18 protein-coding genes, 1 tRNA gene and 1 other RNA gene are annotated in these 19,881 nt (G+C 67.6%); 12 read left to right on the top strand and 8 right to left on the bottom strand.

Features of this window, described 5'->3' with window-relative positions:
• The first annotated feature begins 21 nt into the window (after window positions 1-21).
• The 4 genes from J3P31_RS04665 to J3P31_RS04650 all read left to right on the top strand — a co-directional run bounded on the left by J3P31_RS04665 (window position 22) and on the right by J3P31_RS04650 (window position 4,982).
• Window positions 22-477: a nucleoside deaminase gene (locus J3P31_RS04665; protein WP_210527225.1), complete on the top strand. Its 456-nt coding sequence runs from the start codon at window positions 22-24 to the stop codon at window positions 475-477.
• A 63-nt stretch (window positions 478-540) separates the two neighbouring features.
• Window positions 541-2,481 carry a DNA primase gene (gene dnaG, locus J3P31_RS04660; protein WP_210527224.1) on the top strand — a complete coding sequence of 647 codons (1,941 nt, stop codon included), beginning with the start codon at window positions 541-543 and terminating at the stop codon, window positions 2,479-2,481.
• Window positions 2,482-2,623: 142 nt separating this feature from the next.
• The gene (gene rpoD / locus J3P31_RS04655; RefSeq protein ID WP_210527223.1) at window positions 2,624-4,609 is read left to right on the top strand and encodes an RNA polymerase sigma factor RpoD; all 1,986 of its coding nucleotides are present in this window, start codon (window positions 2,624-2,626) and stop codon (window positions 4,607-4,609) included.
• A gap of 109 nt (window positions 4,610-4,718) precedes the next feature.
• Window positions 4,719-4,982, top strand: coding sequence for a hypothetical protein (locus J3P31_RS04650; protein WP_210527222.1), 264 nt, complete (start codon window positions 4,719-4,721; stop codon window positions 4,980-4,982).
• A gap of 5 nt (window positions 4,983-4,987) precedes the next feature.
• Here J3P31_RS04650 and yghX read toward each other — a convergent pair whose 3' ends face one another.
• Complete coding sequence (gene yghX / locus J3P31_RS04645) at window positions 4,988-5,911, bottom strand: YghX family hydrolase (RefSeq protein ID WP_210527221.1); 924 nt, start codon at window positions 5,909-5,911, stop codon at window positions 4,988-4,990.
• Window positions 5,912-6,112: 201 nt separating this feature from the next.
• On the opposite strand from yghX, the gene J3P31_RS04640 reads away from it, so the two are divergent.
• The 4 genes from J3P31_RS04640 to ssrS all read left to right on the top strand — a co-directional run bounded on the left by J3P31_RS04640 (window position 6,113) and on the right by ssrS (window position 9,592).
• Window positions 6,113-7,693 carry a DNA recombination protein RmuC gene (locus J3P31_RS04640; RefSeq protein WP_246849268.1) on the top strand — a complete coding sequence of 527 codons (1,581 nt, stop codon included), beginning with the start codon at window positions 6,113-6,115 and terminating at the stop codon, window positions 7,691-7,693.
• Window positions 7,694-7,806: 113 nt separating this feature from the next.
• Entirely contained in the window at window positions 7,807-8,274 is a 468-nt protein-coding gene (nrdR, locus tag J3P31_RS04635) for a transcriptional regulator NrdR (protein WP_210527219.1), read from the top strand.
• Window positions 8,271-9,356 carry a bifunctional diaminohydroxyphosphoribosylaminopyrimidine deaminase/5-amino-6-(5-phosphoribosylamino)uracil reductase RibD gene (gene ribD, locus J3P31_RS04630; RefSeq protein WP_368373014.1) on the top strand — a complete coding sequence of 362 codons (1,086 nt, stop codon included), beginning with the start codon at window positions 8,271-8,273 and terminating at the stop codon, window positions 9,354-9,356. The genes nrdR and ribD overlap by 4 nt, the downstream gene beginning before the upstream one ends.
• An 80-nt stretch (window positions 9,357-9,436) precedes the next feature.
• Window positions 9,437-9,592, top strand: a non-coding RNA gene (gene ssrS / locus J3P31_RS04625) — 6S RNA.
• Window positions 9,593-9,841: 249 nt separating this feature from the next.
• On the opposite strand, the gene nusB is transcribed toward ssrS, so the two are convergent.
• From nusB to ribB, 3 genes are read right to left on the bottom strand one after another with little or no spacing between them, the layout of a single operon-like run.
• On the bottom strand, window positions 9,842-10,306 hold the full coding sequence (nusB, locus tag J3P31_RS04620) for a transcription antitermination factor NusB (RefSeq protein ID WP_210527217.1): 465 nt from the start codon (window positions 10,304-10,306) through the stop codon (window positions 9,842-9,844).
• The gene (locus J3P31_RS04615; RefSeq protein WP_210527216.1) at window positions 10,303-10,824 is read right to left on the bottom strand and encodes a 6,7-dimethyl-8-ribityllumazine synthase; all 522 of its coding nucleotides are present in this window, start codon (window positions 10,822-10,824) and stop codon (window positions 10,303-10,305) included. The genes nusB and J3P31_RS04615 overlap by 4 nt, the downstream gene beginning before the upstream one ends.
• Window position 10,825: 1 nt before the next feature.
• Window positions 10,826-11,953: a 3,4-dihydroxy-2-butanone-4-phosphate synthase gene (gene ribB, locus J3P31_RS04610; RefSeq protein WP_210527215.1), complete on the bottom strand. Its 1,128-nt coding sequence runs from the start codon at window positions 11,951-11,953 to the stop codon at window positions 10,826-10,828.
• A gap of 232 nt (window positions 11,954-12,185) precedes the next feature.
• Here ribB and J3P31_RS04605 point away from each other — a divergent pair, with 232 nt between their 5' ends.
• Window positions 12,186-13,778, top strand: coding sequence for a calcium-binding protein (locus tag J3P31_RS04605; protein ID WP_210527214.1), 1,593 nt, complete (start codon window positions 12,186-12,188; stop codon window positions 13,776-13,778).
• 4 nt (window positions 13,779-13,782) lie between these two features.
• Here J3P31_RS04605 and J3P31_RS04600 read toward each other — a convergent pair whose 3' ends face one another.
• Together J3P31_RS04600 and J3P31_RS04595 are read right to left on the bottom strand one after the other, a co-directional pair.
• The gene (locus J3P31_RS04600; RefSeq protein ID WP_246849267.1) at window positions 13,783-14,355 is read right to left on the bottom strand and encodes a hypothetical protein; all 573 of its coding nucleotides are present in this window, start codon (window positions 14,353-14,355) and stop codon (window positions 13,783-13,785) included.
• Window positions 14,346-14,948, bottom strand: a complete 603-nt coding sequence (locus J3P31_RS04595; RefSeq protein WP_210527213.1) for a riboflavin synthase — start codon at window positions 14,946-14,948, stop codon at window positions 14,346-14,348. The genes J3P31_RS04600 and J3P31_RS04595 overlap by 10 nt, the downstream gene beginning before the upstream one ends.
• Window positions 14,949-15,065: 117 nt before the next feature.
• On the opposite strand from J3P31_RS04595, the gene J3P31_RS04590 reads away from it, so the two are divergent.
• On the top strand, window positions 15,066-15,536 hold the full coding sequence (locus J3P31_RS04590) for an MmcB family DNA repair protein (RefSeq protein WP_210527212.1): 471 nt from the start codon (window positions 15,066-15,068) through the stop codon (window positions 15,534-15,536).
• Window positions 15,537-15,546: 10 nt separating this feature from the next.
• Here the strand turns inward: J3P31_RS04590 and J3P31_RS04585 are convergent, their stop codons facing one another.
• Window positions 15,547-15,747 carry a DUF6324 family protein gene (locus tag J3P31_RS04585; protein ID WP_210527211.1) on the bottom strand — a complete coding sequence of 67 codons (201 nt, stop codon included), beginning with the start codon at window positions 15,745-15,747 and terminating at the stop codon, window positions 15,547-15,549.
• Window positions 15,748-15,852: 105 nt separating this feature from the next.
• On the opposite strand from J3P31_RS04585, the gene J3P31_RS04580 reads away from it, so the two are divergent.
• Window positions 15,853-15,929 (top strand) — tRNA-His (locus J3P31_RS04580).
• Between the two features lie 859 nt (window positions 15,930-16,788).
• Window positions 16,789-17,682, top strand: coding sequence for a GGDEF domain-containing protein (locus J3P31_RS04575; RefSeq protein ID WP_210527210.1), 894 nt, complete (start codon window positions 16,789-16,791; stop codon window positions 17,680-17,682).
• Between the two features lie 156 nt (window positions 17,683-17,838).
• Here J3P31_RS04575 and J3P31_RS04570 read toward each other — a convergent pair whose 3' ends face one another.
• Window positions 17,839-19,581, bottom strand: a complete 1,743-nt coding sequence (locus J3P31_RS04570; protein WP_210527209.1) for a methyl-accepting chemotaxis protein — start codon at window positions 19,579-19,581, stop codon at window positions 17,839-17,841.
• Window positions 19,582-19,881: the final 300 nt, after the last annotated feature.

Raw genomic sequence — 19,881 nt, 5'->3', positions numbered from 1 at the left:
GGGGGCCTGCGACGAAGCGCCATGTCTTTCGTGAGCCATATGGGGGCCGCCCTCTCCGAAGCGCGGGCCGCTGGCCTCCGGAACGAGGTTCCGGTCGGGGCCGTCGTGGTGGGGCCGGACGGTCGGGTCGTGGCCTTGGCCGGCAACCGCACGCGGGAGCTGAACGACCCCACGGCCCATGCCGAGATGCTGGCGCTGCGCATGGCCTGCGCGGCACGGGGCAGCGAACGGCTGGTGGGACATTCCCTCTGGGTCACGCTCGAGCCCTGTCCGATGTGCGCGGCTGCCATCGGGTTCGCGCGGATCGGGCGGCTTTATTTCGGGGCCGAGGACCCGAAGTCGGGCGGGGTGCGGCACGGCCCGCGGATCTATTCCCATCCGCAGGCGCATCATGGCCCCGAGGTGTACGAAGGGATCGGCGCAGCGGAGTCCGCCGCCCTGCTGCGCGATTTCTTTGCCGCGCGTCGCGGAAGTTGATCGTCATCGGGCTGGTGCGCGCTGGACGGATCGGGAATCCTTGTGGCAGAGGAGTCCTCCGCCATGAGTCTGCCTCCCGGTTTCCTCGAAGAGCTTCGCAATCGCCTGCCCCTGGCCCGGGTGGTGGGGCGGAAGGTCACGTGGGACCAGCGCAAGTCGAACCAGGCCAAGGGCGATTTCTGGGCGCCGTGCCCCTTCCATCAGGAGAAGTCGGCGTCGTTCCACGTCGATGACCGCAAGGGATTCTATTACTGCTTCGGCTGCCACGAGAAGGGCGACGCCATCTCGTTCGTCCAGAAGACCGAGAACGTGCCCTTCATCGAGGCCATCGAGATCCTCGCGCGCGAGGCCGGGCTGCAGATGCCCGCGCAGGATCCCCGCGCCGCCGAGAAGGTGTCGCGCAACACCCGGCTGGCCGAGGTCATGGAGATGGCGGTCCAGCATTACCGCCTGCAACTGGGCACGCGGGGCGCCGAGGACGCGCGAGCCTACCTCGCCAGGCGAGGCCTGAGCGAGGCGGCGCAGAAGCGCTGGGAGATCGGCTGGGCCGGCGAGGACCGGCACGGGCTGGCCCGCGCGCTCAAGGCCAAGGGCGCGACGGACGACCTGCTGCTGGAGACGGGGCTCACCGGCGAGGGGCAGGGCGGCACCTACGACCGGTTCTGGGGGCGGATCATCTTTCCGATCCGCGACGCGCGGGGGCGGGCGATCGCGCTGGGCGGCCGGTCGATGGACCCGAACGCGCGGGCCAAGTACCTCAATTCGCCGCAGACGCCGCTGTTCGACAAGGGGCGGAACCTCTTCAACCACGGCCCCGCGCGGGAGGCCTGCGGCAAGGGCGCGACGCTGATCGTGGCCGAGGGCTACATGGATGTGATCGCGCTGTCGGAGGCGGGGTTCGGCGGCGCCGTGGCCCCCTTGGGCACCGCGATCACCGAGGATCAGCTGGGCTTGCTGTGGCGCATCTCGGACGAGCCGGTGCTGGCGCTGGATGGCGACACGGCGGGCGTGCGGGCGGCGATGCGGGTGATCGACCTCGCGCTGCCGCGGCTGGAGGCCGGGAAGGGCCTGCGCTTTGCCCTGCTGCCCGGCGGGCAGGACCCGGACGAGCTGATCAAGGCCAAGGGCGCGGGCGCGATGCAGGCGGTGCTGGACGCCGCGCAGCCGATGGTGCGCCTTTTGTGGCAGCGGGAGACCGAGGGGAAGGTCTTTGACAGCCCGGAGCGCAAGGCCGCGCTGGACAAGTCGCTGCGGGCGGCCATCGCCGGGATCAAGGACCCCTCGATCCGCCATCATTACGGCGAGGAGATCAAGCAGCTCCGCTATGAGCTCTGGGGCCAGAAGCCGCGATCCTCGCGGCCGTTCGAGCGGCGGGAGTTCCGGGGCAAGAACGCCCCTGCCCAGCCGACGCCCTCGGCCCGCGCCTCGGCTCTTGCGCTGGGGGCGATGTCGCCCGACGACCAGCTTCGGGAGGTGGTGCTGGCTCTTCTGATCGCGACGCCTGCCCTGATCCCGGCCTTTGCCCACGAGATCGAGATGATGGACTGCCCCGACCTTTCGCAGGGGGCGCTGAGGGACGCGATCCTGCGGCATGCCGATGCGTCAGACCTGCAGGCCGCGCTCTCGACCGAGCTGGGGGGCGAGCGTCTTGAAAGGCTCTTTGCCGCTGCCCACATCCTCGCCGTGCGCCGCCCGGGGGAGGCCGAGGCGGCGCGCCTCGATCTGGCCGAGGTGCTGGCCAAGCTTGCCGCGCGTCGCAGCCATGCGGCTGCCATCGAGGAAGCTCTGGAGGACATCGACGGAACGGCCGACGAATGGCTGACCCGTCGCCTGGGCCAGGCCGCCGCCGAGGTGGACGTGACCCGCCGCAAGGAGACCGAGGACACCCGGGAGGTGTTCCTGGCGCCCAACGGCGTGGCCCTCGACAAGGAGGAGAAGGAGCGGGCCGACCGTACCTTTTCCGGCATCGACTACAGCCGGGGCGGGCGCGGCACACGCGCTTGACGTGGCAGAGGTTCCGCCCCATGTGGCAGGGCTTTGAAAACTGACTATATGGCGATTGCGAATCACCCGAGACCTCGATTGATTCGCAAGACGCCAGACCCGACGAATCACCCGAATCACCCCGGACCCGAGGGAGCTCCCAATGGCCAAGGACACTGACGACCACCAGAAGGACGACGCCGACGACGGGGACATCTCGCTCGACATGAGCCAGGCTGCGGTCAAGAAGATGATCGCAGACGCTCGGGAGCGGGGCTACATCACCTACGATCAGCTGAACGCCGTGCTTCCTCCCGATCAGGTCTCGTCCGACCAGATCGAGGACGTGATGTCCATGCTCTCGGAGATGGGGATTCAGGTCACCGAGAACGAGGAGTCGGAAGAGACCGAGGAGGACCAGGGCTCCCGTGAGGTCGCTGTGGTCGGCGGCAACCGGGACGTCGCGCTGGCCGGGGCCGAAACCGAAAAGCTCGACCGCACGGACGACCCGGTGCGCATGTACCTGCGCGAGATGGGCTCGGTGGAGCTGCTGTCGCGCGAGGGCGAGATCGCCATCGCCAAGCGGATCGAGGCGGGCCGGAACACGATGATCGCGGGGCTCTGCGAGAGCCCGCTCACCTTCCAGGCCATCACGATCTGGCGCGACGAGCTGCTGTCCGAGGACATCCTGCTGCGCGACGTGATCGACCTCGAGGCGACCTTCGGCAACCAGCTGGGTGAAGATGCGGGGCTCGAGCCTCTCGTGGAAGCGGGGGGCGTGAGCTCCGGCCCCCGTCCGTCGTCCTCCGGGCCCGAGTTCGATGCCGACGGCAACGAGATCGCCCGGGACGACGAGGAGGATGACGACGACCAGTCGAACATGTCCCTCGCCGCCATGGAGGCGACGCTCAAGCCGCGGGTTCTGGAAACGCTGGAAAGCATCGCCCACGACTTCGGGATGCTGTCGGACATGCAGGATGCCCGCATGTCCGCCACGCTGAACGAGGACGGGTCCTTCTCCAAGACGGACGAGGAGCAATACCAGAAGCTGCGCTCCGAGATCGTGGCGATGGTGAACTCGCTCCATCTGCACAACAACCGGATCGAGGCGCTGATCGACCAGCTTTACGGCATCAACAAGCGCATCATGTCGATCGATTCGGCGATGGTGAAGCTGGCCGACCAGGCGCGGATCAACCGTCGCGAGTTCATCGACGAGTACCGGGGCAGCGAGCTGGACCCCGCGTGGCTGGACCGCATGGGCCAGAAGGCGGGCCGCGGCTGGGCGATGCTGCTGGAGCGGTCGCGCGACAAGATCGAGGAGTTGCGCGGCGAGATGGCCCAGGTCGGCCAGTATGTCGGCGTCGACATCTCGGAGTTCCGGCGCATCGTGGCGCAGGTCCAGAAGGGCGAGAAGGAGGCCCGTCAGGCCAAGAAGGAGATGGTCGAGGCGAACCTCCGGCTCGTGATCTCCATCGCCAAGAAGTACACGAACCGCGGCCTGCAGTTCCTGGACCTGATCCAGGAGGGCAACATCGGCCTGATGAAGGCCGTGGACAAGTTCGAGTACCGGCGCGGCTACAAGTTCTCCACCTATGCGACCTGGTGGATCCGGCAGGCCATCACCCGGTCCATCGCGGACCAGGCCCGGACGATCCGCATCCCGGTCCACATGATCGAGACCATCAACAAGCTGGTGCGGACCGGCCGCCAGATGCTCCATGAGATCGGCCGCGAGCCGACGCCCGAGGAGCTGGCCGAAAAGCTGCAGATGCCGCTGGAGAAGGTCCGCAAGGTGATGAAGATCGCCAAGGAGCCGATCTCCCTCGAGACGCCCATCGGGGACGAGGAGGATTCGCAGCTTGGCGACTTCATCGAGGACAAGAACGCGATCCTGCCGCTGGATTCGGCCATTCAGGAGAACCTGAAGGAAACCACGACGCGGGTGCTCGCCTCGCTGACGCCGCGCGAGGAGCGGGTGCTGCGGATGCGGTTCGGCATCGGGATGAACACCGACCATACGCTGGAAGAGGTGGGTCAGCAGTTCAGCGTGACGCGGGAGCGGATCCGGCAGATCGAGGCCAAGGCGCTGCGGAAGCTGAAGCACCCGAGCCGGAGCCGGAAATTGCGGAGTTTCCTGGACCAGTAACACCGAGAGGCGCCCCAAGGGGCGCCTTTTTATTACCCGGTGGAACGATGGCGCCCGGTCGGACTGGCGGCCGTTCATTGGCGTACCGGACAGAACGCTGGAGGACCGCATGGCTCTTGGTCGTAAGGTCGGCTTCGCTTTTCTGGGTGCCCTCCTCGGGGCGATGGCCGGTGGCCTCGCCGGACTGGTGGCGGGGCTGGTCTATACGGAAGGGGCGGCCACCTCCGGGTTCGAAGGATATTCCGGGTATGTCGTGGCACTCTCGATGCTTCTGGGCATCGCGGTCGGGATGGTCGCGGGCGTCATCGTCGGATGGTCCCGCGCCACGCGACGCGATGGTGGCCGAGGTCCGTCCCGGGCCGAGAGGACCTGACCGGCTCAGGCCAGATAGCGGCGGAACCAGTCGAGCGTACGGCTCCAGGCCAGCTCGGCGGCTTCGGCGTCGTAGCGGGGCGTCGAGTCGTTGTGGAAGCCGTGGTTCACGCCGGGATAGATGTGGGCCTCGTAGGTCTTGCCATTGGCCTTGAGAGCCTCCTCATAGGCGGGCCAGCCTTCGTTGATGCGCGTGTCGAGCTCGGCGTAATGGATCAGGAGCGGCGCGTTGATGCGCGGCACATCCGCCGGGTCGGGCTGGCGGCCATAGAAGGGCACGGCGGCCTTGAGCTCGGGAATCGCGACCGCTGCGGCATTGCAGACGCCACCCCCGTAGCAGAACCCCACGATCCCGACATTCCCGGTCGACAATTCGTGGCCACGCAACCAGTCCACGGCACGCAGGAAATCATTCATGAGCCGTTCGGGATCGACCTGCTGCTGAAGCGCGCGCCCCTCCTCGTCATTGCCCGGGTAGCCGCCCACGGAGCTCAGGCCATCGGGCGCAAGTGCAAGGAACCCGGCCTTGCCGAGGCGGCGTGCGACGTCCTCGATGTAAGGGTTGAGGCCGCGGTTCTCGTGCACGACGACCACGGCGGGAAAGGGACCTGCGCCAGCGTCCTCGGGGCCCGGCTGCGCACCCTCCTTTGGGGTGGCGGGTCGAACGAGATAGGCTCTGACGTCACCCGTGCCGTCCGGCGAATCGTAGGTCACGTATTCGGGCAGGATCTCCGGATCGGTGAACTCGACCTGCTGGGCGAGCGCGTAGTTCGGGCTCATTGCCGCAAGGAGGGCCGGCGCGGTCATCCCGCCTATAGCGAAACCCGCGGCGCGGTCGAGGAACTCGCGCTTGGTGATGCGGCCGTGGGCGTAGCCGTCGTAGAGCTCGAGAAGCTGCGGCGAGAAATCGCTGGCGGTCAGTCGTGTCATGGTCGGCCTCCCTGGCGCTGTTCTTGGGCCAATAGATTAGAAAGGGCTCGGTCCGCTTCCACCCGGCCTGGGTTACTGGCGGCGGTTCGGTCCCGCGACGCGCGGCGTTGCGCCGACGCGTGTCGGGCGGTTGTTTCCCAACCGGCGCTTGACCCCGACCCCCCGGTTGCGATCATGGGGCGAACCGTCGGAGTTGAGCCGTTGAACATCCAGACCCTGAGCCTGATCGTCTCCGTGGCTTTGTTCGTGCTGGCCGGCGCTGCGATGCTTCGGGCCCGGGGCGCCAAGGCGGAGGTGAGCCGGCTTCGAGCCGAAGGAGAGGCCGCGCTGCGCCAGCTGGAGCAGGCCCGCACCTCGTCCGAGGTGGCGCGGGCGCAACTCGAGGCGCAGGTCCGGCTGGTCGATGATCGCGACCACCGCCTTCGCGACATCGCCCGCGAGGTCGAGGCGCTGCGGCAGACCCACCGCGACGCCGAGACGCGCTGCGCCGATGCGGAGTCGCGCTGTGCCAAGGCCAACGAGGCGGTCTCGCGCCTTGAGGCGGTGGAGCGCGGCCTGCGCGAGGACGTCGCTGCCGTGCGACGGCTCCTTCAGGACACCCAGGACGAGCATACGCGGCTCAAGGCCGATCACGCGGCCCTTCGGGCCGACACGGACGGCAAGCTGATCTCGGCCGCGCGCGAGGTGGAGTCCCTGAAAGCCATCCGCGAGGAGATGACACGCGAGTTCCGCGATCTCGCGGGCCGGACCCTGCGCGAGACCGGGTCGGAGTTTTCCCGGGCCCACGAGGAAAAGCTGAACGCCCTTCTGAGCCCCTTCAAGGAGCAGGTGGGCCGCTTCGAGCTGGAACTGCGGGAGGTCCACCAGTCGGCAGGCCGCGACCGGGCCGTCCTGACCGAGCAGATCCGCGAACTGACCTCGCGCACCGAGATGGTGAGCCAGGAGGCCACGAACCTCGCACGCGCCCTCAAGGGGGAGAAGCACCGCCAGGGCGCCTGGGGCGAAGCGCAGCTCGAGCGTTACCTCGAATACATGGGCTACCAGAAGGACATCGATTTCGTCACCCAGTCGAGCCGGACCGGAGACGAAGGCGACCGGCTCCGTCCGGACGTGATCCTGAGGATGCCGGGCGGCAAGGCTCTGGTGATCGACAGCAAGGTGTCGATGGTCAGCTATGCCGCCGCCATCGGGGCCGAGACGGAGGAGGAGCGGGGACGCCACCTGCGGGATCACGTCAAGGCCGTGAAGGCCCGCATCGACGAACTGGCGTCCAAGGGCTACCAGAACCTCGAGGATGGAGCGGTGGACTGGGTCCTTCTCTTCATGCCGATTGAGGGGGCGGTCAGCGCCGCCTGGGCGCACGAGGCCGACATCGGGACCTATGCCATGGAGCGGGGGATCGGCATTGCCTATCCCACAACGCTGCTCATGGCGCTCAGGACGGTGAAGCACCTTTGGGACGTGGAAAACCGGAACAAGAACGCCGAAAGCATCGCCGAGCGCGCCGGGTTCCTGTACGACAAGCTGGCCGGTTTCATCGAAAGCTTTTCGGCGGTGGGGCGTGCGCTTGGCACCGCGACGGCGGCGCATGAAAAGGCGCTGGGCCAGCTTACCAAGGGAAGCGGAAACCTCGTGGGACAGGTTGAAAAGCTCAAGAAGCTCGGGGCCAAGACCAACAAGTCGCTCGCGCTCGCGTTCGACGGGGACAGCGAGGAGGACGCGGCAGCCGCGCGGGAGCCTGCAAACGAGGCGCCGCAGCGCGTGATCCCGGCGGCCGAGTAGCCCAACCGTATTCATGCGGGACGGGGCCCATCATCTAGGCGCCAGAAATCCCGACTACACAATGGCTGCCACGCTTTCTATGCTGCGGCGCAGGACAGGACAAAGACCGGACCATGCGCTGCCCCTTTTGTGGAAACGTCGACACCCAGGTCAAGGACTCGCGTCCGGCCGAGGACCATGTGGCGATCCGCCGCCGCCGCTTCTGCGCAGCCTGCGGGGGGCGGTTCACGACCTATGAACGGGTCCAGCTTCGCGATCTGGTGGTGCTCAAGGCGAACGGACGGCGGGAGGATTTCGATCGGGGCAAGCTGGAGCGGTCGATCCGCATCGCCTTGCAGAAGCGTCCCGTCGAGCCGGATCGGATCGATCAGATGGTGTCCGGCATCGTGCGGCGGCTCGAGTCGCTGGGGGAAACGGACATCTCCTCGCGGCAGATCGGGGAGATCGTCATGGAAACGCTCGCCCGGATCGATACGGTGGCCTATGTGCGCTTTGCCTCGGTCTACATGAACTTCCAGGCGGTCGGCGACTTCGACCGGTTCATGGCGGAGCTTCGCCCCCAGGAGACTCCCGAGGCGTGACGGCCGAAGAGGATGACCGCTGGATGACCCTTGCCCTTGCGCTGGGGCGGCGCGGGCTGGGGCGGGTCTGGCCCAACCCGGCCGTGGGATGCGTCATCGTCCGGGAGGGCCGGGTGCTTGGCCGTGGCTGGACGGCGGATGGCGGGCGGCCGCACGGGGAAACGCAGGCCCTGGCCCAAGCCGGCGACGCGCGCGGCGCGACGGCCTATGTGACGCTCGAGCCCTGTGCCCACCACGGACGGACGCCACCTTGCGCCGAGGCGTTGGTCGCTGCCGGCGTGGCACGGGTGGTCGTCGCGACGGGCGATCCCGATCCCCGGGTGGCCGGCCGTGGCATCGCGATCTTGGAGGCGGCCGGAATCGCGGTCACCGTGGGAGTGCGGGGCGAGGAGGCGAGGCGCGATCACGCGGGGTTCCTTCTGCGCGTGACATCGGGTCGGCCCTTCGTGACCCTGAAGCTGGCCTCGACCCTCGACGGTCGCATCGCGACTGCGACCGGGGAAAGCCAGTGGATCACCGGACCGGCCGCGCGTGCCATGGTCCATGCGCTCCGGGCGAAATCGGACGCCGTGATGGTGGGCGGAGGGACGGCGCGGGCCGACGACCCCCTGCTGACCGTTCGTGGCATGGGCGAGCGACCTGACCCTGTGCGGGTCGTTCTGAGCCGCGACCTGGATCTGCCGCTCGACGGGCAGTTGGCCCGGACGGCGCGGGCGGTCCCGCTCTGGCTTCTTCATCGCCATGGTGCGGACGCCGGGCCCTGGGACGCCGCCGGAGCCATCTGCCTGCCCTGCCCGGACACGAGGGATGGTCTCGACCTCCGGGCGGCGTTGGGCGTCCTGGCGGGCCAAGGCATCACGCGAGTCTTCTGCGAGGGCGGGGGGCAGGTCGCTGCCGGTCTCCTGCAGGCCAACCTCGTGGATGAACTCGTGCTCTTTCAGGCTGGAATGGCCCTGGGGTCCCAGGGCCGGGCGATGCTGGGGCGCCTTGGGTCAGAGCGACTGGCCGATGCACCGCGCCTCCGCCTGACGGACCTGCGGCCCATCGGTGACGATGTCATGAGCCGCTGGGTGCGCGAGTGAAGGCGGAGTCCGGTTCCTTACGCGACCCGGCGTCAGGCCCCTTGCGGCCCCCGGTGGGTGCACCTACCTTGATCGACGGCGGGCTTCTGCCCCTCTCGTGAACGGGTTCGATTCCAGTGGCCTATAATGACTCCGAGGGAGTCGGCTCTGGTCAGGTTCTGGCCTGATCACCTGACGCCCACCTGTATGCACAGGTCCTCGGGAAACGTCACCCACACGGTTGCCGCGGTTCCCGCCACTTTCCTGCCGGACGGCAGCGCTGCCCTGTGGGGCGCTGGCTCGGTCAAACTGGCAGGGATCTCTCCTGACGGCAGACGCTCTGGCTGCGGCTTGCATGGGGCAAGACGGTCGGGAGCATGGCGGATATCCAACCGCCGACTGTCGTCCTACACCGCTCCATAGGAACGAGCCCGCGGTCCTTCGCCGCGTCGTCCGAGGCTGCCCGACGGCCCGAGCGCGTTTGGAGGAGCCTCGGGCGGATCGGCTTACCGGAAGGCCTCTGGATGGGCCTCGCGAGCCATGTGGTCGAGCACGGCGTTCACGAAGGCCTTTTCCCGGCCCTCGGGGTAGAAGGCGTCCGCGATGCTCAGGTATTCCGTGATGACCACCTTCGGCGGGGTATCATGGGCGACCAGTTCGGCCCCCGCCGCCCGGAACACCGCGCGAAGCGTTGGGTCGATGCGATCGATGGGCCATTTCGCGACCAGCGCCCGGTCGGTCATCTGGTCGATGCGGGCCTGATGGTTCACCGCTTCGGACGTGATCTTCCGGAACAGGTCCACATGACCCTCGGACAGTTCCACGCCGTCCATCACCTCGCCAAAGCGATGAGTCTCGAATTCCCGGGCCACGGTGTCCACCGTGACGCCCGACGCTTCCATCTGGAACAGGGCCTGCACGGCGTAGAACCGCGCGGCCGAGCGCATCCGGCGCTTTTCCTCGGGCTTCATTCCGTGGCTCCCAACCGATCGCGCAGGAAGCCCAGGCCTTTCTCGGCCCGCGTCCAGCGCCGCGAGAGCTGGACCAGATGGAGCGCCGCCGCCGCAGCGCCGCCGCCCTTGTTCTGGTCCTGCGGATTGGCGCGGACCCGCGCCTGCTCCTCGTTCTCGACGGTCAGGATGCCGTTGCCGATGCAATGACCCTGGAGCCCGAGCAGGGTGATGCCATGGGCGGATTCCTCCACCACGGTATCGTAATGGGTGGTCTCGCCCCGGATCACGCAGCCCAGGGCCACGAAGGCCTGGAACTCGCCCAGACGGGCGGCCATGGCGATGGCAGGCGCGATCTCCAGGGCACCGGGAACCTCGGCCGTCTCGTGCGTGGCGCCCCAGGCCTCGATCTCGGTCCGCGCCCCTTCGAGCAGCGCATCGGAGATGTCGCGGTAGTAGGGGGCAACGACGATGAGAACCTTGACGGGCTTCCCGTCGAAGCGGCCCCGTTCGAGGCCTTGGGTCTGCGATCCGGCCATGTCAGCCCTCCGAAATCTTCTGCGTGCCCACGATGTCGAGCCCATAGGCATCGAGCCCCACGATGCGGGGCTTGGGAGAGTTGCTCAGCAGGATGATGCGGGACAACCCGAGAGAGGACAGGATCTGCGCGCCCAGGCCGTACTGGCGCAAGGTCTGGGGCGCGGCATCCGCCTCGCCGGCCAGCTTCATCTGCAGATCGCGCAGCAGCACCAGCACGCCCCGGCCTTCCCGTGCGATCAGGTGCATGGCGTCCTGGAACTCGTGGGCGCGGCCCTGGCTGCCGGTCCCCACGATGTCGAGGAGCGGATCGAAGGCGTGCATCCGGACGAGGACAGGCTCGGGCCCCGACAGGTCGCCCTTGACGAGCGCGATGTGCTCGGCGCCCTGGATCTGGTCGGCGTAGACGCGGAGCGTCCATTCGCCCCCGAACTCGGACTGGATGGCACGCTCGGAGATGACGCGCACCAGATTGTCATGGCGGCGCCGGTAAGCGATGAGGTCCGAGATCGTGCCGACCTTGAGGCCGTGACGCTGCGCGAAGGCCACCAGCTCGGGCAGGCGCGCCATGGTGCCGTCCTCGTTCATGACCTCGCAGATTACGCCCGACGGGTTGAGGCCGGCAAGCCGGGCCAGGTCCACGGCCGCCTCGGTATGGCCTGCCCGCACCAGCACGCCGCCATCGCGGGCGCGCAGGGGGAAGACGTGCCCCGGTGTGGCCAGGTCCTCGCGCCCGTGGCTCGCGTCGATGGCCACGGCGATGGTGCGGGCGCGGTCATGCGCCGAGATCCCCGTCGAGATGCCTTCGCGCGCCTCGATGGACACCGTGAAGGCCGTCTCGTGGCGCGAGGAGTTCTGCGCCGCCATCAGCGGCAGGCCGAGCTGGTCCACCCGCTTCTCGGTCAGCGCGAGGCAGATCAGGCCCCGGCACTCGCGCGCCATGAAGTTGACAGCCTCCGGCGTGCAGAGCTGGGCCGGGATGATCACGTCACCCTCGTTTTCGCGGTCCTCATGGTCCACCAGGACCACCATCCGCCCGTTGCGCGCCTCCTCGATGATCTCTTCGACCGGCGAGATGGCAGTCGCCCAGTCGCGTTCGACGGGGCCGGGTTCTTCATAGGTGATGGTCATGACGCGGGGCTCCTGTTGTGCCGCAGTTAGCCGACACGCCCCGGATTTGGAAGGGGCGCACGGACCCTGTGCCGAAACGAACGCAGGGTTGCGCCGGTCGGCCGCCGCCAAAAGGCCAAGTGCCGGGATGGTCCGAACGTGGTAGGGTTCACACAGGCGCGCCTGTACCTGTTCAACAAGTCCGCCATGTCTGCGCGCATCCGGCATCGCGGAGTTCCCGGGGGGACACACGATGGCGACCGTCACGCTCACCGCACGCTTTTCCCAGTTGGACTCATGGCCCGGCAACCTGTTCGACGCCTCCCGCGGGGCAGGGACCGAGGTCACCCTGCGAAGCGCCACCCAGCTCAAGTTCACGCTCGGGCCTGGGACGGACTTCGAAGGCTACAGCGTTGTCGTGAGCGGAACCGGCTTTTCCTACCTGGACGGCGTCGCGGTCGCTGGAACCATGTCCCAGGTGCGGGTCGCCGACGACCGGGGACGCACGCTCGTCACGTTCGGCGATCTTGCCGGCGGGACCCCCGTGTCCAAGGACCTGTCGCAATTCTACTCGAACGTCTTCGGATCCGAGGTCCCGGACGCTGGACCCTGGCCGAACAGCTCCATCGTCTGGGATCACCTGATGACCGGAAACGACGTCATCAGGGGCACGTCCGGGGACGACTGGGAAACGCTTGCGGGGGCGGATGTCGGACAGGACATCTACGATCTGGGGGCTGGGGACGACCAGGTCGAGGGTGGGATCGGCAACGACACCTACAACGGCGGCGGCGGCTTCGACCGCCTGACCTTCCGGGACACGACCTACAACAACGGGATCACCGCCACCCGGGGCGCGGTCATCGACCTGAGGGCCGGCACGGTCACGGACCCATGGGGCGGGCGCGATCGGATCAACGGCATCGAGGCGGCGGAGGGCTCGCGCTTCGGCGACGTGTTCAGGGGGCGAGCCGATCGCGATGATGAGTTCAGCGGCCTGCGGGGCCGGGACAGCTTCAATGGGGGACGCAGGAGCTACGTCGACGGCCAGCCGACCGATGACGGCCACGATCGGGTCCAGTACGACAACGACTACTGGCAGGGCGGCTGGCTGGGGATCCGGGCAGATCTTGAAACATCCTTCTCGAAAGGGTCGATCCGCGGCACGATCCGTGATGGCTTCGGCAACGTGGATACCGTGACCGACATCGAGGATGTCGTGGGCACGCGCTTCGGCGACAGCTTCATCGGCTCCCGCGCGGACAATGCCTTCCAGGGTGGCGAGGGGCGCGACACCTATCAGGGCGGGGCAGGGCATGACCGGCTGGAGTTCCGGGGCTCGTTCGTCGGCCCGGAGCCCTCCGGGATCAGGGTCGATCTGAGCCTTGCGGCAGGCCAGATCATCGATGACGGCTTCGGCAACAAGGAGACCGCCATCGGCATCGAACAGATCACCGGCAGTGACGGAAACGATCGCATCCGCGGCTCGGCCCGCGCTGACGACTTCGAGGGCGCCCGGGGGGCGGACAGCATGACCGGCGGCGGCGGTTCCGACACCTTCATCTGGTGGGAGGAGGATCACCTCGATCGGGCCGACCGCATCACCGACTTTTCGGGGAACGACCATCTCGCCTTCCGGGTCGAGAACTTCGACGGGATGACTTCGACCTTGCGCCTGGTGAACGGCACGGCCGCAACGACCGGCCGGGGCACCTTCGTCTACAACGACGCCAATGACACGCTCTATTGGGACCGCGACGGAACCGGAGGCGCGAGCGCACGGGCCGTGGCGGTGCTGGCCGGCGTGGAGTCGCTGTCGGCGTCGAACTTCGAGCTCTGGGTCTGAGACGTCAGGGCAGGGGTGCGAAGTAGGCGTCGCCCCGGAGAACGCCGGCAAGGCGGGCCATCTCGCACCATTCCCGCTCGAGGTCCGTCTCCGCCACGAGGACGACGCCGTCGCCGGGCATCCCCCGAGCCCTCAGCACGGCGCGGAGGCGGTCGCGCGTGGCGGACCAAGGCTCGTGCGGGGGCGGGGCCGCGACGGCATCGTCGAGCGGGACCGTCGTGGCGATCTGGCCTGGATCGAGCGGGTGCTGGACCAGCGCCACGCGCTGGCAGCCGGTCAGGGCCGACAGACGGTCGCGCCGGTCCCGGGGCAGCACGTCCGTCGGGCGGATCAGCTGCAAGGCGTTGGTCGAGAAGAGGAACCCGATGACATCCCGCCCCGTGCTGGCGCGGATTCCGGCATAGGTCCGATAGGGCAGGCCCAGCTCCCGCGCGCGGGACACCCTCAGGCGCACGACCTCGATCGGGAGCGTCGGCAGAAGAGAGGCGCGGGCCTGCGTCCAGGCGAAGCGGCGCCAAGAGATCCCGTCGTCCAGCGACGGGCCGCCGTTGTGGCCGGGCCCGGGCGTCAGGCCCATTCCCGAAGCCGCGCGACATAGCGCGCCATCGTGTCGATCTCGAGGTTGACCGGCTGCCCTTCCCGCAGGGTTCCCCAAGTGGTCACCTCCTTGGTGTGGGGGATCAGGTTGACCCCGAAGGTCGCCCCCTCGACCTCGTTCACGGTCAGGGAGATGCCGTCAAGCGCCACGGATCCCTTCGGGGCGATGAAACGGGCCAGCGAGTCGGGCGCGCGCAGCGTGACGCGGGTGCTGTCCCCCTCGGCCCGGATCGAAACCACCTCGGCCACGCCATCCACGTGACCCGACACGATATGCCCCCCCAGTTCGTCGCCTACCTTGAGGGCACGTTCGAGGTTGATCCGCCGCCCCGGCGCCCAGCCATCGTGTCCGATGCTGGTCTTGTCCAAGGTCTCGGCCGAGACCTGCACCTCGAACCAGGGGCGTGGCTCGTGGCCCTTGGCCACCACCGTGAGGCAGACGCCATCGCAGGAAATCGAAGCCCCGATGTCGATGCGGTCGACGTCGTAGCTGGTGGCGATGCGGGCGCGCAGGTCCCCCTCGCGCTGGACGGCGAGGATCTCGCCCTGATCGGTGACGATGCCTGTGAACATGGGAACGACCTCCAGGGCCTGTTGCTAGACCGCCCCTCGCGGGGACGCAACCGCCGCGCCGGGGGATGTGACCGCGCCGCGCTTGACCGGGAACGACGGAGCGGCGAGATTCGACGAATGCCGCTTCCTCAACCCGCTCTCGATCTGCCGGCGCCCGCGCCGCGCCCGGGCGTCCTGCTGGCGCGTGGGGTCTGCCGGCACCTCCTCACCCATGACTTCGTCACCATCGAGGAGATGACGCCCACGCCCGGCCTGCGCGTGGATGTCATGGCGCTGGGCCCCAAGGGGGAGATCTGGGTCGTCGAATGCAAGTCGTCGCGCGCCGACTTCCAGTCGGACCGCAAGTGGCAGGGCTATCTCGACTGGTGCGACCGCTTCTTCTGGGCGGTCGATGCGGATTTTCCCGTGGAGCTCCTGCCCGAAGACATGGGACTCATCATCGCGGACCATTACGATGCCGAGATCGTGCGGATGGCACCGGAGCAGAAGCTCGCCTCGGCTCGGCGCAAGGGTCTGACGCACCGCTTTGCGCGTCACGCCGCCCTGCGCTGGCACGGCGCGCGCGATCCCGGTCTTGGCCTGGGCTGACCGGCCCGGGTCAGCGCCGGTTCTTGCCCATGCCGCGGGCGATCTCCGCGGCGGCGCGCAGCTCTTCGGCGATCTCCAGGGCTTCTTCCGGTTCAAAGTCGAGCGGGAGCTCGATCCCGCCTTCCGCCTCGACATAGATTCGGACCATCCCGACCGAGGTGGGGCCGATCTGGAGGTTGGCCGACACGTCGCTCTGCTTGTCGATGCTCATGGCGTTCCTCCTGCTCTGCCGATCGGCTCTGGGCGTAGCGCGGCCGCGCCCCATCCTGCAAGGCCCTTGCATTCGCCGCAGTCCGGCGCTACGTCCCCGCGCAGTGCCGCCTTAGCTCAGTTGGTTAGAGCACCAGATTGTGGATCTGGGGGTCCCCCGTTCGAGCCGGGGAGGCGGTACCACACCCAAGCCCTTCCACGCGGCATCCTGTGTTCCCGGCTTGCAGGTCGGTTTGATGGGGTGGGTCGGCGTCCGTGCGTCTTGGGGCTTGCGCGATCTCAGGTTTCCACACCCGAACTGTGGATCGGACCTCGTCGGCAGATTGCTTGAACGTCGGGGCGTGGATGGCTGACCGAGAGGCTATGCCATGCCGGTCCTTGAGCCAGCGGCAGTAGCCCTGCACAAGGCGGGTCTCCTTGCCCAAAGGCAGAAATGTCGGGACGGCGATCCGCAACCGAGTGCCATCCGGGGGGTGCCCCGCACCTCGGCAATCCGGGCCGTCGGGGTGTCACCGGCGGGAGGCGGGGAGGGCGTGTCCTCCCGAGCAACGATCCGGATCGAGGAGCTACCACGACAAGGATACCGAATTTCAGATCGGGCGGTACCGAGCGCACCTGAGAGGCGTGAAGGCGCGGCCTATGCGGGTTGACCACCGGATGGACTGACGCACACCAACCTTTGCGATATCGCGGGCCCCGTGGCGGTCGAGCCGCCCTCACCGAACCAGCGTCGGCGGAGGCTCCTGTGCATCAAGGCGGTGGTTGCCCCGATCTTCAGGGGCGCTCACCTCGCTGGACCGAAGTTTGTCGAGAGATGAGGGATGTCGAAAGGACATCATCGCGAGGGCGCAATCGTGGAGGCACGTCTGCGCTGATCATGGCCAGGCGCCGCTGGTTCATGTGCTCAGTCCTGCTCCATGCACCCGGGGTCCAAATGCCCCGGATGTGATCGTTGGGACTGAATGAGCAGAATTTGAACCATTAGCAGAACTTCAACGCGTCAGGCCCGACAGAGATTTGCAGTCAATGCATCGGTCTTCGGATGAAACTCTACCGCCTGATGTCCCGGATCTTCCCTGCGAGCTTTGCGGCCAAGGTGCTGCTCCTGGCCTGCCTCGGAATCCAGATCCCTCTCCTGGCCTTTGTCGACCTTGGGCTCGACCGCGAGCTTCATGAGACGCTGGCATCCATCGTCGTCATGGTGATGGCCACGGCGATCGGGACTCTGCTGACGCTGATGGCGCTGCGCAATATCCTCAGCCCGCTCCTCGTCATCGCGCGGCATCTCGAGTCCTGGGATGCGGGCCGGCATCCCGGCCACCTGCCGGATGACTTTGCCGACGAGGTCGGACGAGTCATGCACCATACGAACAGGCTCCTGGACCGCGTAACGGACCACGTCGACCAATCGCGTCTCGAGGCGGACACCGACCCGATGACAGGTCTATTGAACAGACGGGGAGCCGAGCGGCGCCTGATGAGATCGCCCGCAGGATGGCTCGTTCATTTCGACATCGACCAGTTCAAACGGATCAACGATGCCTTCGGTCACGACATGGGCGACCAGATCATCTGTCGTGTCGCAGGCGTCGCGGGCACCCTGCTGCGGGCCAGTGATGTCCTTGCGCGTTTCGGAGGGGAGGAGTTCATCCTGGTCCTCCCGGAGGTCGACCAAGCAGAAGCCCTTCGCATCGCGAACCGCCTGCGCGAAAGCATCGAGTCCGCTGTCGCGACGCCCCTCGGGCCTGTCACGATCTCGGCTGGCCTTGCTCGACACGCCGGGGGATCACGGCTCGGCTCGGCGCTGCTGGCTTCGGATGCGGCCCTTTATGAGGCCAAGAGATCTGGCCGAAATCGGGTGCATGTGTCGCCCGACTCATCTTGGGCCCTGGTCGGAGAGATGCGGCCGGAGCCAGAGCAGCCTGGCCGGGGGTAGCAGGTCATCCGCGCGGTGGGCCGCATTGTCACGAATCCGAAGCGAGCGGCCTGCCAGTAAGTCGATGAAGGCCCGGTCTGGATCTCCCTGACCGGGCCTTGAGCGTTGTAGCCGGGTGTCAGGCCTCGAACGGTCGAGCCGGCTTCGATCCCGACCTCAGCCGGAAGCACCCGTCCGACGGAATTGCTGGTCGAGTTCATCCTCCCCCTCGGCCAGGACGAAGTCGTAGCCCAGGGAGAGGGCCGGCCGCGCCACGTTGGGCCTGAGCTCCTGGGGCTTGGCCGGTACATCCTCCGGGCTCGGCAGCGTCGTGAAGGGCGCAGCAGTGGCCGTCGCGCTCGTGCCGGACGGCGCTGCCTCGCTGCCCTGGTTCTGATCCTTCATGGCATGGAGCCGGAAGAACCCCATCGAGGCCCGAAGCTCGTGAGCCTGCGAGGCGAGGAGACCAGCCGTCGAGGCCACCTGCTCGGCGGTCGCGGTGTTCTGCTGGGCGGCCGCGTCGATCTGATGGATGGCGGTCGTGATCTGGGCGGCGCCCGTCGCGAGTTCCTGGTTGGCGTGGGTGATCTGGCTGATGAGGCTCGCGGTCTTCTCGATCTCGGGGACCAACCCCTGCAGCTTGTCGCCTGCGCTCCGCGAGATCTCGACCGTCGATTCCGACAACTCCCCAATCTCCTCGGAGGCCGCGCGCGCCCGTTCCGCAAGCTTGCGAACTTCGGACGCCACCACGGCAAACCCTCTTCCGTGCTCGCCCGCCCGTGCCGCCTCGACGGCGGCATTGAGCGCCAGCAGGTCCGTCTGGCGCGCGATCTCCTGCACGATGGTGGTCTTCTTGGCGATCGTCGTCATCGCCCGGACCGCCTCCGCCGCGGACTGTCCCGACCCACGGGTTTCGTCCACCGACCGCTTGGCCACGATCTCGGTCTCGGAGGCGTTGAAGGCCGTCTGCTTGATGTTGGCCGCGATCTCCTCGACCGAGGCGGAGACCTCTTCGGTCGCAGCAGCCTGCTCTGTCGCGCTGGACGTGAGCTGCTGGGCGGCGGCGGCAAGCTGCACGGCCCCCGAGGTCATCTGGCTGGAACTGGCCAGCACCCGTTCCACGATGGTGCGGAGGCTCAGCACCATGCCGTTGAGGCTGCCCATGACCTCGCCGGCCTCGTCGGTCCTTTCGATCGTGGCCGTGGCCGTGAGATCGCCGCGGGCCACGCGTTGCGCCATGTCGAGCGCATCTGAGAACGCTTTCGAGATGATCCGGATGGTCCAGCGTGCGCTCACGGTCCCGAAGGCGACCGAGACCAACAGGAGGACCATCAGCATGGCGAGCGAGCGATAGGTGATCTGGCGACTCGCCACGTCCTTGTCGTGAAGGGTGCCCTGGCTTTCCTTGACGATGTCGTCGAGCGCCGGCTCCATCCGGTTCCAGATCTCGACCCCGTTCGCCACGACGAGGTCGCTGGCCTCGACCAGCTTGTTCTCGCGCGACAGGGCGATGGCCCGATCGTTGACGGCCCGGAGCTGGGCCCGCAGGTCGTTGAAGGCATCGAGGTCGGCGATGTCGTCGTCGGTCCCCAAGAGCTTCAGCTCGGCCACGACCTCGTCGCTCTTGGAGCGGGACACGGACAGGTCCTGCTCGATCTGCTGCTTCAGGGCGGCATCGCTGACCAGGATATGCTCGCGGACGAGCTTCTGGACCCGCATCTGCTCAAGAAGCAGCTTCTCGCTGAGCCGGACCCGTTCCACATCGTTCTCGACCATGGAGGAAACCCGCCCGTTGAGGGACAGGAGACTGAAGGTCGACAGGGCCATGGCTCCGGCGGAGAGGGCGGCCATCACCGTGAATGCCAGGACCAGGCGCTTCCTGATCGTGAGCTTGTTGTCGAATTCTCGGATGCGGCTCATGCTTTGGACCTCGGTCGACGTTGCTGCGCCGAGAGGAGCGGTCTTCCTATTAATGGCAGGCTAATGCCACAGCCTTTTAGGGAACTATCGCCTTGAACTCCCACTCGGGCGTTCAGCCTCCCGGCAAGTCCGGACGCGAGCAACCGTCGGGCAACGAAGCTGTTGAAGGCGTTCGAGGCAGCGTGCTGGCCTTCCTTCATGCCGGTGTGCCGAGCGGCCCGTTCCGGTGATGCACCGAGGTGTCAGGTCGGCCGGCGGCGCCGTAACCGACCACATGGAGGTCGGGCTATGTTCCGGAAG

Origin of the sequence: Rubellimicrobium arenae (genome assembly GCF_017916275.1) — a bacterium.
In the GTDB taxonomy this organism is placed as follows: Bacteria; Pseudomonadota; Alphaproteobacteria; order Rhodobacterales; family Rhodobacteraceae; genus Rubellimicrobium; species Rubellimicrobium arenae.
This window is presented reverse-complemented; position numbering and strand designations above follow the sequence as displayed.